Here is a 16,233-nt window from a genome sequence, read left to right as displayed (position 1 = left end):
GAAAGCAATGGCCACTAAGAAAAGTTTTCTGTCCGAAGCGCGGCTACGCAATTGAACTGAAAAACCAATGTGCCATCCGCGCAAGTTTAAACTTTTCAGCATCGGACCAATTTGTAGCGTCAAAAAAGTTTTAAGTCTTGATCTTTTGGTTCTTTTGCATCAAGGCAAAAGAACTGAAACAAACAGAAGAAACAAAAAAGGGCTGCATTTAAAACAACGCATACCAGTGGAAAAACACCAATGACCTTAAACTTTTAGCGTTAAGCAAATTGGAAAGTGATGGCCACCAGGAAAAGTTTTCTGTCCGAAGCGCGGCTAAGCGATTGAACTGAAAAACCAATGTGCCATCCGCGCAAGTTTTAAACTTTTCAGCGTCGGACCAATTTGTAGCGTCAAAAAGTTTTAAGTCTTGATCTTTTGGTTCTTTTGTATCAAGACAAAAGAACTGGAAACAAACAGAAGAAATAAAAAAAGCCCTTTCCCAGAAGTTTTGCGACCGTGGGAAAGAGCGTAGTCAGTAATCATTAAAAACCTTTACAGACCTGTGAAAAAATATCTGTATTTAAAACATTCGTTTCCATTGGTAAAACACCAATGACCTTAAACTTTTAGCGTTAAGCAAATTGGAAGGCCATGGCCACAAAGAAAAGTTTTCTGTCCGAAGCGCGGCTAAGCGATTGAACTGAAAAACCAATGTGCCATCCGCGCAAGTTTAAACTTTTCAGCGTCGGACCAATTTGTAGCGTCAAAAAGTTTTAAGTCTTGATCTTTTGGTTCTTTTGCATCAAGGCAAAAGAACAAGAGTCCACAACCGGAAAAAAGTGAATGGAAAAATGCCGGATGCACGCAAGTTTAGAATTTTTAGTGAATCAGGGTTCCGGTTAGCGGAAGAATCCAGTCCTGATCTTTTGGTTCTTTTGTATCAAGACAAAAGAACTAAAAACAAACAGAAAAATAAAAAAGCCCTTTCCCGAAAGTTTGGCGACCGTGGGAAAGAGCAGGTTGACTGAGAGTTTAATTAAAAACCCATACAAAACTATGAAAAAATCCTATTACCACATAGGAAGCATTCTCTCTGGCGTTATGCTGACTACAGCAGGCATGACCGCCACCGCCCAGACCCGCACCGTGTCGGGAACCGTTACGGCAGCAGGAAAGCCGGTACCGGGCGTCAGCGTCTCGGAAGAGAACACGAAAGAAACCGCCGTAACGGCCGGGGACGGCACGTACCGCCTGCAGGTCACCGGTGAACATCCTGTTCTTCTCTTCCGCCACCCGGAATATGCGGAGCAGAAAGTACCGGCAGGAGAGGGGAGCATCCTGGATGTATCCCTGGAGACCAGGGAAAAACACAAATTAACGGGGCGGAGGCCGGAAAACACAGAGGGAAAGGGAAAAGAAAAAAGCATTGAGGAAGTGGTGCTTAACGCCGGCTATTACAAAGTCCGGGAAAAGGAGCGGACCGGCAGCATCGGGCGGGTTTCCGCAAAGGAGATCGAAAACCAGCCGGTCACCAATGTCTTGGCGGCGGTACAGGGAAGGATGAGCGGGGTATCGGTCACCCAGAATTCGGGAACGCCCGGCGGCGGCTTCGATATCCAGATCCGGGGGAAGAACAGCATCCGCCGCGAAGGCAATGAGCCGCTGTACATCATCGACGGGGTGCCGCAGGCTTCTGAGACGCCTTCGCTCTATTCCAACAAGATTCTCCCGTGGTCATCCATCAACCCGCTGAACGCGGTCAACCCGAACGACATCGAAAGCTTTGAGGTCCTTAAAGATGCCGATGCCACGGCGATCTACGGGAGCCGCGGGGCAAACGGGGTGATTATCGTGACCACTAAAAAAGGGAAGAGGGGAAGGTCTGAGCTGAAGCTCAACACCTCCTATTCCCTGAGCAGGGTCACCCGGACCATGGAGATGATGGATACCCAGCAGTACATCAGCATGCGGAAGCAGGGATTTGCAAATGACAACGTTCCCTATCCGGCAACCATGTACGACATCAACGGAACCTGGGACCAGGCAAGATACACGGACTGGCAGAAAGAGCTGATCGGCGGGACGGCCGATGCTTATGCGGTACAGCTCTCACTGGCCGGCGGCTCTGAAACGACCGCCTACAATATCAGCTACGGCCATAATGAGCAGTCAACCGTCCTGCCTGCTGATTTCAGGTACCGGACCGATAACGTGAATGCGAATTTCAGCTATTTTACGCCGGACCGGAGGCTGGAACTGAATCTGGTGAGCACCTTCTCCTTCCAGAAAAACAATGTGCAGAATGATGACCTGACCCTGAAAAGCATCATCCTGAGCCCAAATGCGCCTGCGCTCTATGATGCCGCCGGGAACATCAACTGGGAAAAGGGGACGTTTGCCAACCCGGTAGCTTCCTTCCTCAGCGAGTACCGGAACAAAACGGCATTCTTCAACAACGGGCTGAACCTGTCTTACAGGCTGTTCCCCTTCCTGTCGCTGAAGATGAATGCGGGGATCAGCTACCAGAATTTCGAGGAAAGGTCGCTGAAGCCGCATACCGTCAACAACCCGGCCTTTGGCCAGACCAGTATGAACTCGACCTCCTCCAAAAACAGCCAGGTGAATTTCTCCTACATCCTGGAGCCGCAGGTTACGGGAACCTATCAGTCTGGAGAACATAAGTTCGAAGCCTTAATCGGAACCACCCTGCAGAAAACGCAGTCCGACCAGGGAGCCGTCAGCGGACGGGGTTTCGAAAGCAACCTGCTGATCGACAACATCGGGGCCGCCAGTGTGAAGACCATTTCCGACCAGGTACGCAGCGAGTATAACTATACGGCGGTATTTGCCCGCTTCAATTACCAGCTGATGAAACGGTATATCGTGAACCTGACCGGGAGAAGGGACGGCTCCAGCCGTTTCGGCCCGGGGAAACGCTTCGGGGATTTCGGGGCGGTAGGCGCCGCCTGGCTGTTCTCGGAAGAAAATTTCCTGAAGGATTCCAGGTGGCTGAGCCTGGGTAAACTCAGGGGAAGCATCGGAACCACCGGGAATGACAGGATCGGCGATTACCAGTACCTCAATACCTACATCGTCTCTTCCAGCATCTACAACGGGCAGACCGCCCTGAATCCCGCCAGGCTCTACAACCCGGATTTCAGCTGGGAAAAGACCCTGAAAAAGGAACTGGCACTCGAACTGGGATTCTGGAACGGCCGCCTGAATTTATCGGGTGCTTATTACGAGAACACCTCGTCGAACCAGCTGGTGGGCATTCCGCTTCCGGCCACCACCGGCTTCCCGTCGATCCAGTCCAATCTTTCCGCGGAGATCAGGAATACCGGATGGGAATTCGATACCTCCTTCCAGGTGCTGAGAACCGGAAAGCTGAGGTTTGATACGTCTTTTAACCTGAGTATTCCACGGAATGTACTAGTGGATTTTCCGAACCTGGAAGGGTCCACGTATTCCAACCAGTACGTCATCGGATACCCGACAACGATTGCCAAGGTCTACCAGTATGAGGGAATCGATCCCGTAACCGGACTGTACCGGTTCAAGGATTTTAACGGTGACGGGAAGATCAATTCGCCGGATGACAACAAGGCAGTGGAGAAGCTGGGTGTCCGGATGTTCGGCGGATGGTCAGGCCAGTTCAGGTTCGGCCAATGGTCGGCGTCATTCCTATGGCAGTTCGTGAAGCAGAGAAACTGGAACTACAACCGCCAGATGCTGATGCCCGGTACGCTCAGCAACCAGCCTGTCGAGGCGCTCGATACCTGGTCGCCTTCGAATCCGCTGGGGACCTACATGCCGTATTCCGCAGGCTATACGCCGCAGAAGCTTTCGCTGCACGGGTTCTTCCAGAATTCCACCGCTGCCGTAAGCGATGCTTCCTTTATCAGGCTGAAGAATGTACAGGTGAATTACAGGATCCCGGTACACGGCATGGGCATTAAAGAAGCGATGGTGTACTTCCAGGGGCAGAACCTGCTGACGGTCACCGATTATTTCGGGATGGACCCGGAATTTTTACTGGTGGGCTACCTGCCGCCGTTGAAAACCTATGCGCTGGGATTCCAGCTGACCTTCTGATGAGGAAAATGTACCCGTCATGCAATAAAAGAACGATACCCTTAATATTTAAAAAAAAATGAAACCTATAACTGATTATCTTATTTATCTTCTCCTGATGCTTGCTGCCTTATTGGGAATGGCGGGCTGTGAGAAGTATCTGGAAACCGACTTTCCGAATAACCAGCTCGCTACGGAACTGATCTTTGAGGACGAGAAAACGGCCGATGCCGCCCTGGCCGGCCTTTACGCTGCCTTGTGGACCGGTTCCGTAGTCAGCGGAACGTCTGACGGTTCAGGAGCCTTACTCGGCACCTATGCCGATGATGTCACCTGCGTCTTTACCGGCGCGGGAAACCCGATCCTGGATATTTATAATAACCAACCGTTGGCAACGAATTCCACCGTAAGCCTTGTCTGGACGAATGCCTATCAGCAGGTGTATATGGCCAACAGCATCATCGAAGGAACGGCAGGATCGAAAAGCCTTTCCCAGCCGGCGAAAGACAGGATAATAGGGGAAGCGCTGCTGATCCGCTCCCTGGTCTACTTCTATCTTTACAACATCTACGGGGAAGTTCCCTATACCGCAACCACGGATTATGTGTACAACAGCAACCTGAACAGAATGCCTAAGAATGACTTTCTGGTAAAGCTGGAGACGGATATCTCCGAAGCGGTAAACCTTCTCCCGGCCTCTTACCGGAATGCGGAAAGGATTTATGTGAATAAGGCAGCAGGATATGTGCTGCTGGCCAAGATGAAAATGCTGGCCGGGAAGTGGCAGGAAGCGGAATTGCTCTGCCGGACTATTATCCAGAACGGAGATTACGTTTTCCAAAGCGACCTCTCCAAAGTGTTTCAGAAAACCGGCAAGCACCTCATCTGGCAGCTGAAGCCGAAGAACAATACGGACCCGACCAATGAAGCCCTGCTCTATAATTTTGTATCCGTGCCCACCTCATTTGTCCTGAACCCTGACCTTATCAGTTCTTTCTCCGCCGGCGACCTCCGCTGGAACCACTATTTTACAGCAGTCGTATCCGGTTCCCAGACGAATTATAAACAGACAAAATACAAAGTGACAGCCACTTCCAACACCACGGAATATTCTGTCGTATACCGGTTGGAGGATGTTTATCTGATGCTGGCAGAATCGCTGAACAGGCAAAACAAAACTGGCCAGGCCGTGCCTTTCATCAACCATACCAGGCAGAGGGCAGGACTGACTGCATTGGGCACCTCCATTTCCCAGTCCCAGGCTATGGATGAAATGAAGAATGAACGGCGAAGGGAATTCTTCGCAGAACACGGCAGCCGGTTTCTTGACCTGAAAAGGTGGGGCCAGCTGGATCAGCTGAAACCTGTAAAGCCGAACTGGAAGCCGACGAATCAGTTTTTTCCGCTGCCGCAGAAGGAAATGCTTCTGAACAAAAACCTGACGCCGCAGAATGATGGGTATTAACAGGAGAGGAGGAGATGCAGTGATGCCGGATTTTTGCAGGAGATCTTCGGACAGCATCAGCCCTCCTGTACAGCAGTTGGGGGGAGCAGCCTGTGGCTCCGGGCATGGAGCGTTGATATTGGCCATCCTCCTGCTTACCGGGATATTGACCGGGAGGCTGCATGCCCAAAATTATGGTCACCTGGAAAAGCTCGTCAGCCGGACGGAAGAAATCCGGTTTCCGGAAGCCTCCGATGATGGAAAATGGCTGGCCTGGTACTCCGTTCTGGGCGACGGTTCCAAGAACCTGAAGCTGACAAGCGTTTCAGATCCGGATCGGGTGACGGAAAGGAAAAACGTCAACCTGATGTCATTTGTCGGGAACCACCTGGCGGTACAGACCGGCGATACCCTGGAATATCTTGACCCGGCGACCGGCAGGTCCCATTTCTTACAGAATGTCAGCAGGTTCTTTTACAATCGCCAATACCGGGTGTTGGCAGTCCTATATACGGCAAAAGGCGGAAGCCGCGCAGAGGTTTTTGATACCGGTCTGAATCTTAAACAGACGATTGCTGAGGTCCAGTACCTGTATTCAAAAAATCAGGAGGCGATACTTAGAAGGAAAAACGGGGATCTGAATGAAGTCCTGGTATTGGATAAGGGAACTTTTGAAACTATTTTTTCAACGGTGGATGAAGTTAAAAATATAGTGCCTTCCGGAATGCCGGGAAAGGGCTTTGTGATCCATACTTCGGGAGCCGGCCATTCGAAAATTTACTATCTCACTTCAGACAAAAAGCAGTTTTTGCTGGACGTCAGCCGGTACAGCGACTATGACCGGATGACCCTCGCACCATCCGGTTCCGGCCAACGGATTGTCATAAAGCTGGAGAAGAAGGTAAAGGCAAAAAAAGAAATGGTCGATGTCTGGTATGGGACCGACTTTGACCTGGCCGCCCACAATTCATCCGTATTGAAATCTGTTCATATCGACTGGGATCCGTTCAGTGGAAAAGAAGTTGTGATGACCCGGCCGGGTTATTTCGGGGAGACTGCTATCGGGAATAACCTGTATCTGATGAACCGGGTGGACCCGGAGCAGGTAGACCGGATGGACAAGGCCGGCGGAGCCGGCTTCGATAAGCTCTACTTATGGAATGCACTTACCGATACCTATACCTTCATTTCCGATGTACAGAAAGAAATGGTGATCTCTCCGTCCGGCCGCTACCTCCTCATCCAACTGGAAGACGGCTGGCAGCTCTACAATACGGCAACCCTTGCTATGGAAAACCTGAATGTTTCACCGGAAGCCATGCCTTATTTTACATCAGGAAGTGACATCCTGTGGGTGGGCGGGAATAGAATTGCCGAGCATGATCTCGCTGCCAGAAAGATCAGGGAAGTATATGAGGGCGGGCATCTGATGATGGAACTGGCTGATTTTAAAAAGGTATATGCCGAGATCGGCAATAAAAGGGATTTCAGGACCACAGACCTGAAAAGGCCGTTGGTGGTCAGGATCACGGACCTGGATAATCAGAACATATCTTATGCCTGCCTGAAAAACAGGAGGCTCCATACCATTCTTCCGTATACTTCTGACCAGATCACGGAATTCAGGCAGCTGGGACCTAAGGAAAAGTATGTCTGGATCGCTGAAAATTACAATAAGCGCCCCACCATAATGATGAAAGATGGAAAGAAAGCGCCGGGAAAACTGTACGTCTCGGATGCTCATGACCGGAAATTCGAGCAGGCAGAGCTGATCAGGATCTCCTATAAAGGATCGGGTGGCGACCTCATCAGCGGAGCGCTTTATATGCCGCTCAACTTTGACCGGACGAAAAAATATCCGGTTGTGATCCATATTTACGAGAAACAGGACTATCTTACCAAAAAGTTTCTGAGGCCTTCTTTCTCGAACCCGACCGGGTATAATATCCCGTTGCTCATGGAAGAAGGATTTGCGGTTCTCCTGGCCGACATCTCGCAATCTGATAAAGGTGCGGGAATATCTGCTCTGGAAAGTATCCATCATGCGTTGGACGAACTCCGGAAAATCAAATACATCGATATGACGAAGGTAGGCTTGATGGGGCAGTCGTTCGGAGGATACGAAACGAATTTTATCGCTACCCACTCCAGTCGTTTTGCAGCATATGTGTCCGGAGCATCCGTTTCGGATGTGATCCGTACTTACTATGCCTACAATTATAACTTTCATGCGCCGGACTATTACCGGTACGAAGGACGCCAGTACTGGTTTAAGAAGACCGTTGCTGAAGATCCCGAAAAGTATATCCGGAACAACCCGATCATGTATGCCCAGAATGTGAGCGCGCCGATGCTTTTATGGACCGGTACCGATGATGGAAATGTAAGTCCTGAAGGAACAAAATCGATGTTTATAGCTTTGAGGAAATACCGGAAGCCTGTCATTGCACTTTTTTATGATAAAGAAAGACATTCACTCGGGAAATTTGTGAATCAAAAAGATCTTACGGTTAGGATTTTAGATTGGTTCAATTATCATCTGAAAGGTCAGGAAAATATCCCGTGGATACGGAAATACATAAAGGGTGCTGAATAGCACCCTTCTTTTTGTGGTTCAATGCCTGGACCTGCTTTAAGGAATTCTGAATAATTCCTGCTCGCATCCGGTCTGGTAAAGGTTCTGGACACCGGAGGCATCGCTTACCGTACATACAACTCCTGTATTGTCTGTTGTACATTGCTGCTCTGTCATTACACACGGCGCTGCAGGGTTTGCCGGATCGATTTTCCAGCCGGGGATTTCGGCTTTGGCTGACTGTGATGCTACGGTGGTAGCATACGCACTGCCGGCTCCGATAAGCAGGATGGCCAGGGGCAGTGCGATTTTTCTCATTTTTTCCATAATGATGAATTTGTGGTGCGTGCCTACTCTTTGTTCAGGTTTTCGGCTTCCCCTGAAATGAAATGTTGAAGGATGTTTTGCGCAAAACGATATCTGATCAGTTCATTTTCAATGATGATATACAGCCGGTCATTATAAACCGAAAATTGTATCCGCCGCTTTTCCAGCCGGTTTGGAATGCTGAGGCTCCCGAGGTACCTTTGTTCCTGCAGCGAATAGAGGTCAAGGATAATCGCTTTTTTGCCGCGGTCTTTTTCAAGTTTTCCTTTACGGTCGGATTCTATGAACAGGACGCCTTTGTAAGCATAGGATCTTTTGTTGACCACAATCGGGTTGTTCAGTTTACGGCTTCCGTTGCGCAGGACTGATAAGCCCAGATGCGGTGTTGCTGCCGTATCAATAGTCCTGAAAACAGTTTTTGATCTGAGATCCTTATCTGTAACGGCAAACCGGTTTTTGTAATGATAGACATAGGCCACCTTTCCTGTAAAAGCATCATAGTTCAGTTGCCCGTCCGGTTCAAAAAAGCCGTCCTTCTGTTTCTCCAGCAGGCCGGGATTCAGCTTTACCGAATCCTTGCTGCCTCTGGAAATGATTCCTAAAGCCTGGATCTGCTTCCGGCGGTGATAGGCAGCGATCACAAAATGATCTGGATCCATACTTTTGATTTTCCTGAAATAGGTTTTCCCTATATTCTGTTCCCTGAGATAGGGGGTCCCTGTTTTTCCGGCAAAGACCACAGGTACCGTCCCGTCATATAGATAGGTCATGCTGTCAGCCACTTCCAGTACAGGGGATCTGAAGGTGATATCGGTCCGGTCCGGTCGTACATTCTGCTGTACCGGATTCGATAAACCTGTGATCTTGGTGATGGTAAACGGGGCGGTATAATTCCCTAAATACATGGTATCCCGGCAGAAGCCTGCCATATAATATGAATTCAGCCCAAGGTTACGGGTCCCTTCCTTTAAAAGCGGATGATGTAAAAATCTTCTCTGGAAACCATTGTCTTTCGTTACTGTATCTTCCGACTGCCGGTACAGGGCAAACATGCCGGCAGCGCAGATTAAAGCGGTTAGCAGGAGGCAGGCCGCTGACTTTATCCTGGAAAGTGTCCGGTGATATGCCATCAGCAGCGGCATAGAAGCAAGCAGGATACAGATGATATTGAATACAAGATGGGTATCCCAATCCATCTTTTCGAGAATTCCCCCGCATGAACAGGGAATAAATTCGCTGTAATGAAGGATCAGGTAAATATAGACCGTAAACAGGACCATCAGGATATAGGAGGCGTACAGTCCGGCATATCTGGTTTTCTGAAAAACCAGGAGAAAACAGGTGATAAGTTCCGGAACCACTATCCCATAGCTGACCGGGACCGCATAGGCACTTAAAAGAGGCGACTGGGCAATCTGTATCTGGAAATTTTCAAAATCCATAATCTTACTGATGCTGGCGTAACAGAACAGCAGGATGAAAAAATAGCCGGTGTATTCTGTAAATCTTGATTTGATGGTTTTCATTGCTTATTATTCTATCCTTTTCTGATTAAAATCCCATTTGACCTTCGTATTACAATAGGCAGGCATAAATGCTCCCTTTGATATAGAGCCCATTGTGCCGGGCCGTTTTTCGTTTTCACCTGCTTACGGTGCGTTTCTTTCCTATGCTGGGAACCAGTGCATGATTTTCCACCTGGAACCTTCATCTGATTTCACCTCTGATTTTCCGGATCGGATCATTACTGGTCCTCCAGTGCTGCTTATCCCTTTTGGGTTCGTCATCATCATTACCGGTGTCCCGAGACCGGGAGCCCGTCTGGTTCCTCATCTTATTTGCAGCTTCAGATGCCCGGCGGGTATCTGAACCTTCCATCTTGTGTGGGATATGGTTCAGGCCTGCATGATACGTTTCTTCTCTATCACAGGACTGCATACCAAGCACAGCCGCCAGACCTAAAAGTAAGATATACTTTTTCATACTGTTTTTTTGTTGACTTAAAAAGTTATCCCGGCCGGATATTAATTTGAATTCGGATACCGAAATTAGCAGGGATCAGCCATCGAAAAAAGAAAATGCTGTAACGATAGGTCCTTTTTGTGGGAATAATTGGTCCATTGTTCCCTGTTTTTCTTCACCTATTATATTGATAATCAATTGCTAAAAATAAATGTGGTACTATCCGGGTAAAACGGGTGTTAATTGTTGATTTTTAATTAAATTTGAAAATATCTCATCGTTATGCACTGTAATAAAAAGATTTTACTGCTGATCTTTAATCTGTTTTGGTGTCTTATTGAGGGCTGTCAGTTCCCGAAACGATCTTATAAAGAAATTTCTGCATTGTTCGATGCCTATCCCGAAAACGATGAAAGGGCCCTTGTTTTTGTAAACCTGTATATTAAAAAAGCAAAAAAGGAGCATAACCTGAAAAAAACGGTCAGGGGTTATGAAGAAGCCATTTATTATAGTGGGAAGGCGGAGAGGAAGTTGTTGTATGCCGACAGTGCCATTGTTTCAGCCCTGCAATCCGGCGACTGTGATCAGATTTCAAGAGCCTATCTGGGAAAAGGTATTATCTACTATTATAACCGCAGCCAATACAAACCTGCTCTGGAAGAGTACCTGACCGCCTTCAAATATTCAAAAAATTCAAAAGACCTTTATCTTAAGAATAAAATCATTTATCATCTGGGAATGGTAAAGTGTTATTTGGGATATTACAGCGAGGCAGCGCTCCACTTTAGAGAAGCGGCCGGTTATTTCGAAAGAAAGATGAAAGATACCCAGCCCCCTGAAATAAGGATTAACAATGAAGCGGGCTATTTTAACAGCATTTACAGGCTCAGTACATGCTATAAGAATTTACAGCTTTATAAAAAGGAAGACTCGCTTATTGATATAGGGCTGGAACGCTTGCCCCAGAACAGCGGATTATTGCTGGAGCTCGGTTATTTTCGAAAGGGAAAAGGGGGGCAGCTGCTGAGAAAAGGAAGAAGTAATGAGGCGCTGGAGTATTTTGTAGCGTCAAAGGATATATTAAGCAGGCAGAAGGATTATGCATCCTTGACGACCGTTTACTTTTACATGGGAAAACTTTACTGGCTAAAAAGGGACAGGAGGCATGCACTTGATTATTTCAATAAAGTAGACTCCCTGGTGAACCAGTTCTGGTTTGTGACGCCTGAAATCCGGTCTAATTATGAATATCTGATCAAAGATGCACAGGAGGCTGAGAATAAAGAGAGGCAGCTGTATTATACCGGGCAGCTGCTGAGGGCAGATTCAGTGATCAACGCTGATTTTGCGGTGCTCTCATCAAAGATCCACCGTGAATATGATGCGGATACCCTGATGGAGGAGAAGAAGCAGCTTGAGAAAAAACATCATAAAGATCTTGTTCTTATTTACATCTCTGTGGGTACAGGAATCATCTTTTTATCTTATATGATAGGGAGGTCCCGGAAAAGAGAAAAGGAACTCAACGTGAAATACAGGAATCTGCTGACAGAATTAAAAGAATCTGAAGATCAGTCCTCTGCTGTAAAGACCCATACAGAAGATAGCCGGGAAAAAAGTTTGTACAGCCCGGAAATCATTGATGATATACTGGGTAAACTGAAGGATTTTGAAGAAAGGAAAATGTTCCTTCACCGTGACCTTACCCTTCCCATTGTTGCAAAAATGATCGGGAGTAACCGGACACATCTGTCGTATGTGCTTAATGTACACCGGGGGATGACGTTTCCGATGTATCTGAAAGCCTTACGGATAAGATATATGACAAACCTCCTTCTGGAAAATAGCAAATACCTAAACTACAGTATAGACGCTCTTGCGGCGGAGTGCGGAATGACAAACCGTCAAAAGTTCTCCTCACAATTCCTGGAGATCAACGGAATGAGGCCGATTGATTTTATCAGAAAGAGACAGCAGGAACTCAAGGACGGCTGACTTTTCGGATTTAAACCGCATTTTTACATACAAATAGATGAACGGCCTGAATTTCAGAAAAAAGGTCGGTTTTTTGCGACCTCGACGAGCAGATCTTCAAAGAGTTTATCGATGATTGGGTTCGGTTAATTAAACAAGAATTGCAAAGCTCACTTTTACAGTTTTCTTTAAAACTAAACTTTTTAGAGATCAGAATTTATTTCTTCGTTGGTTTGCAAATTCTGCTGGAGAAGATGCAGATATCTCCATTTACGCATCGAACCCAATATTATTATACCGAAAGGTTTAGAAGGCAGGTTTCATTATATCAGGACCGACACTTTATAGCTGAAAAACATTTCAAAAGGTCTGGCAGTAAACCTCAGGCGGAATGGATGGATTTCAGTATGGGTCTTCCATTTTCAAATCCTTCCGTCCATTCTTTTTATTCCATAAATGCCTGACCCATAAAGGGCAACAGGACGGGGCAGGATGCGGCTGTGTGGGTTTGTGACTAGATTTAGTTCATCACAAAAATCTATTTTATGGTAAAAAAATCTTTACGTTGTAAGCCGGCAGCGGCACTGTTTTGCGGGCTGCTGCTATCTTCTGCCGGTGTCAGCGCCCAGACGCCGGCTTTTCCGGAAGCTTCCGGGTTCGGGAGGTATACGACAGGCGCACGGGGTGCGGCAAATCCGCAGGTGTACCTGGTGACCAACCTGAATGACAGCGGGCCGGGTTCGTTCCGTGATGCCGTAAGCCAGCCGGGCCGGTTTGTTATTTTCAGGGTGGGCGGGATCGTCAGTTTACAGTCGGTGGTGGCGGTAGCCGCCAATACCACCATTGCAGGGCAGACGGCGCCGGGAGAAGGCATCGTGTTCCTGGGACCGAGGGTATCTTTCACAGGCTCCAATAATACGATTGCCCGCTACCTCCGGATCCGGTACGGCGGAACTTCCCAGAACCAGGATGCCTCAGGCGTGGCCAACGGAGCCAATATGATCTTCGACCACATGACCTTCACCTGGGGAACCGATGAGGTGTTCTCCATCAACTGGGACGGCAACGGGACCAGCCCCGATAACATCACCATCCAGAACTCCATCATCGGGCAGGGCATGCACCGCCACAACCATTCCGCGGGCGGGCTGATCCAGCCTCCTCCGGGCGGCAAGGTAAGCCTGATCGGGAACCTGTACATCTGCAACAAAACCCGGAACAATAAAATCAAGGGAATCAATGAATTTGTGAATAATGTGGTCTACAACTGGGGCAACTATGGCAATACCTACGGCCACACCCAGTCGGGGGAAGCCTATATCATGGGCGGAGATTCAGCAGGAAGCTCTTTTGCGAACATCATCAACAATTATTTCATCGGCGGGCCCAATACCAACGCTTCGGTGGCAACACCGTTCAGTGTGGGAAACTCGAACTTCAGCCTGTACGGTGCCGGCAATTATTTCGATAACAATAAAAATGGACTGCTGGACGGCACACAGGTACCGCAGGATCTTACGGGCTATCCGGTAGGCGATCCTGCAGCTATCATGGCAGCCCCGTACGATTACCCGTTAAAAAACCCGTCGCTGACGGCCCAGGCAGCATACGATAAAATAGTGGAAAGTGCCGGAGCTTCCTATCCGAGACGTGACCAGGTAGACCAGCTGATGATCTCGGACGTGATGTCGAAAGGGACAACCGCCACTTATGTCTACGTACAGAATGACCTGGCCACCCAGTTCGGATTTACCAACGGCGGGGCAGGGCATGTCTACGGGGCACCGCCTCCCCAGGATACCGACAATGACGGCATGCCCGATGCGTGGGAAACCGCTAACGGTCTTGATCCCAATGTTTTTGATGCCCTTGCTGTCAGCACCGGCCATCCTCCGTACCTGAATATTGAAGTCTACATCAACAGTCTTCCCGATACGGCAGCTCCCGATTTCGTCATTCCGCCCTCCGGTGTAAACTTTACCAATGCCCTTACGGCAGGCAACCCGCCGTCCGGATCGCTGACCGTCAGCTGGAACGACAATGCGGCTGACGAAACCGGGTATGTCCTGGAACGTTCATCGAACGGTACCGCTTTCACCGTAATTGCTGCATTACCGGCCAACACCACCAGCTATAATGACACCGGCCTGACACCGGATACCCTGTATTATTACAGGGTAAAAGCGGTTAAGGGCTCCGAATCGTCCGTGTATACCGCCAATGCATCCGTTACGGCACCGCCGGTGCCGTCTGCTCCCGTGAAAGCGGGCAATCCAATGCCTGCAAACGGTAACCATACCGTGGGTCTCAGCAACGGAAATCTGCTTTTGAAATGGACCGGCAGTGCCAATACCACCACCTATTCGGTCTATTTCGGGACAGACCCCCAGAATCTGAGTAATATGGCTACCGTTCCTTATGCTGCGGCACCTTCATACCAGCTCACCAACCTCAGTACCGCAACCGATTATTACTGGCGGGTGGATGCTTCCAATGCGCTGGGAACGGTAACCGGAGACGTCTGGAATTTCCGGGCTCCTACGCCGGGAATGGTGGGGCACTGGCCTTTTTCGGAAACACCTTCCGCGGGCCCGCAGATTACCGATGCCACGGTTTACGCCAACCACGGAATATTGAATCCGGCGTATGACAACTCCGGCGTGAGGGTTCCCGGAAAGGAAAACTACGCCCTGGACCTGGGAACTTCACCCAATACGCCATATATCGCAAGCATCCCGCATCATGACCGGATCCTTTTCAACAACCAGTCGTTTACGGTTTCCTTCTGGATGAAAGCGGCCCCCGCTTTGCTGCCGTCTTCTTCGTCGGCAAGCCAATACCTTCTCTGCAAAGGCTCCATTACAGCCAATGCCGCCACCGGAGCCACCGGCAGACGTTTCAATATCGAAATCAAAGGCGGCCAGCTCAGGTACGCCATTGATGACAATGTTACCAAGAAAGAAATTACTTCCCCGGCCGCCAATTATTACACCGGAAGCTGGGTCCATGTTGCCATTATGAGGGATATTGCTGCTCATAAGATGAGGATCTATACCAATGGAACCTTAACGACGGAAGGCGATGAAACGGCAGTCACCGGCATCGGCGAAGCCAGCAGCCTGATCCTCGGCAATATCGGTGAACTGGAGTTTCAGGCTGCGGCCAATGCACCGGCACCTTACAGAGGCGCATTGGATGAGCTGAAGATGCACAATTATGCCCTATCCCCGTCAGAAGTAAGCGCCCTGTATAACCAGGCCGTGCTGGCCAATGAAGAATTCAGCATCAGCAGGAATGCCGGAGCGGTATACCCAAATCCTGTGAAGGACAAACTCTTTATCAGCCTTCCCGGGTATAAACTGCCGGATCTGAACGCGGTGCTGTCCGATATGACCGGGAAAGCCATAATCCGGGAAAAACTGAAACGCGAGGGCGACGGTACTTTTATCCTCCCGGTAAATACCGTCAAAGCATCAGGAAGCTACATCCTTCATGTTTCAGGAGAAAAGCTGAACAGCAGTTTCAAGGTGATGGTTGAATAGGTAAATGATATAAAATACCGGTCAGATGGATAGGCGGGAATACGGAAGAAGGGAAGTTTCCCATCCAATTCCGTCAGGTTTATCTGTTTGGTTTTAAAATAATTGAAAGTCAAACAGATAATAGGTTGTCTGTTTTGAAATAACGTAATATTCATTCATATTTGTAAAAAAGCAGTCTTTAAAAGGCTGCTTTTTTTTTGTCTCCTACCGTGCCGGAACGTAATACACAGCGATAAGAATTCTGTTCCATCCTTCTGAATCCATACACATTCAACCCATGAAAGAGCAGGATGCCGCAGGCTTTTAAAATATCTACTTTTATGAAAAACGAAGGAAAAGAATATTTTAATTAC

Annotated in this window: 8 protein-coding genes; 5 read left to right on the top strand and 3 right to left on the bottom strand. The window is 48.5% G+C overall.

Translation table 11 applies throughout. The annotated features are described in order from the left end of the window. The first annotated feature begins 1,038 nt into the window (after window positions 1-1,038). From FY557_RS15950 to FY557_RS15940, 3 genes are read left to right on the top strand one after another with little or no spacing between them, the layout of a single operon-like run. Entirely contained in the window at window positions 1,039-4,077 is a 3,039-nt protein-coding gene (locus FY557_RS15950; RefSeq protein ID WP_149248240.1) for a SusC/RagA family TonB-linked outer membrane protein, read from the top strand. Between the two features lie 58 nt (window positions 4,078-4,135). Next, entirely contained in the window at window positions 4,136-5,521 is a 1,386-nt protein-coding gene (locus tag FY557_RS15945) for a RagB/SusD family nutrient uptake outer membrane protein (protein WP_149248239.1), read from the top strand. After that, entirely contained in the window at window positions 5,508-8,096 is a 2,589-nt protein-coding gene (locus tag FY557_RS15940) for an alpha/beta hydrolase family protein (RefSeq protein ID WP_149248238.1), read from the top strand. The genes FY557_RS15945 and FY557_RS15940 overlap by 14 nt, the downstream gene beginning before the upstream one ends. A 36-nt stretch (window positions 8,097-8,132) precedes the next feature. Here FY557_RS15940 and FY557_RS15935 read toward each other — a convergent pair whose 3' ends face one another. The 3 genes from FY557_RS15935 to FY557_RS15925 form a co-directional block, all read right to left on the bottom strand. Next, the gene (locus FY557_RS15935) at window positions 8,133-8,402 is read right to left on the bottom strand and encodes a hypothetical protein (RefSeq protein ID WP_149248237.1); all 270 of its coding nucleotides are present in this window, start codon (window positions 8,400-8,402) and stop codon (window positions 8,133-8,135) included. Window positions 8,403-8,425: 23 nt separating this feature from the next. Continuing rightward, window positions 8,426-9,928, bottom strand: a complete 1,503-nt coding sequence (locus FY557_RS15930; protein WP_149248236.1) for a MauE/DoxX family redox-associated membrane protein — start codon at window positions 9,926-9,928, stop codon at window positions 8,426-8,428. 181 nt (window positions 9,929-10,109) lie between these two features. Then, on the bottom strand, window positions 10,110-10,385 hold the full coding sequence (locus tag FY557_RS15925) for a hypothetical protein (RefSeq protein ID WP_149248235.1): 276 nt from the start codon (window positions 10,383-10,385) through the stop codon (window positions 10,110-10,112). 261 nt (window positions 10,386-10,646) lie between these two features. Between FY557_RS15925 and FY557_RS15920 the strand changes: the two genes are divergently transcribed. Both FY557_RS15920 and FY557_RS15915 read left to right on the top strand, forming a co-directional pair. Then, window positions 10,647-12,359: a helix-turn-helix domain-containing protein gene (locus FY557_RS15920; protein ID WP_149248234.1), complete on the top strand. Its 1,713-nt coding sequence runs from the start codon at window positions 10,647-10,649 to the stop codon at window positions 12,357-12,359. A gap of 524 nt (window positions 12,360-12,883) precedes the next feature. Next, on the top strand, window positions 12,884-15,880 hold the full coding sequence (locus FY557_RS15915; RefSeq protein WP_149248233.1) for a LamG-like jellyroll fold domain-containing protein: 2,997 nt from the start codon (window positions 12,884-12,886) through the stop codon (window positions 15,878-15,880). Window positions 15,881-16,233 lie beyond the last annotated feature (353 nt).

Origin of the sequence: Chryseobacterium sp. SN22, assembly GCF_008329705.1 — a bacterium.
Lineage (GTDB): Bacteria > Bacteroidota > Bacteroidia > Flavobacteriales > Weeksellaceae > Chryseobacterium.
Note: the sequence above shows the minus strand (reverse complement) of the source record. Positions and strands in the feature narration are given on the sequence as shown.

Excerpts from the sequence above, each read along its gene's own strand:
- FY557_RS15950 (WP_149248240.1), top strand. The coding sequence starts at position 1,039 with ATGAAAAAATCCTATTACCACATAGGAAGCATTCTCTCTGGCGTTATG.
- FY557_RS15925 (WP_149248235.1), bottom strand. The coding sequence starts at position 10,385 with ATGAAAAAGTATATCTTACTTTTAGGTCTGGCGGCTGTGCTTGGTATG.
- FY557_RS15935 (WP_149248237.1), bottom strand. The coding sequence starts at position 8,402 with ATGGAAAAAATGAGAAAAATCGCACTGCCCCTGGCCATCCTGCTTATC.
- FY557_RS15940 (WP_149248238.1), top strand. The coding sequence starts at position 5,508 with ATGATGGGTATTAACAGGAGAGGAGGAGATGCAGTGATGCCGGATTTT.
- FY557_RS15915 (WP_149248233.1), top strand. The coding sequence starts at position 12,884 with ATGGTAAAAAAATCTTTACGTTGTAAGCCGGCAGCGGCACTGTTTTGC.
- FY557_RS15930 (WP_149248236.1), bottom strand. The coding sequence starts at position 9,928 with ATGAAAACCATCAAATCAAGATTTACAGAATACACCGGCTATTTTTTC.
- FY557_RS15945 (WP_149248239.1), top strand. The coding sequence starts at position 4,136 with ATGAAACCTATAACTGATTATCTTATTTATCTTCTCCTGATGCTTGCT.
- FY557_RS15920 (WP_149248234.1), top strand. The coding sequence starts at position 10,647 with ATGCACTGTAATAAAAAGATTTTACTGCTGATCTTTAATCTGTTTTGG.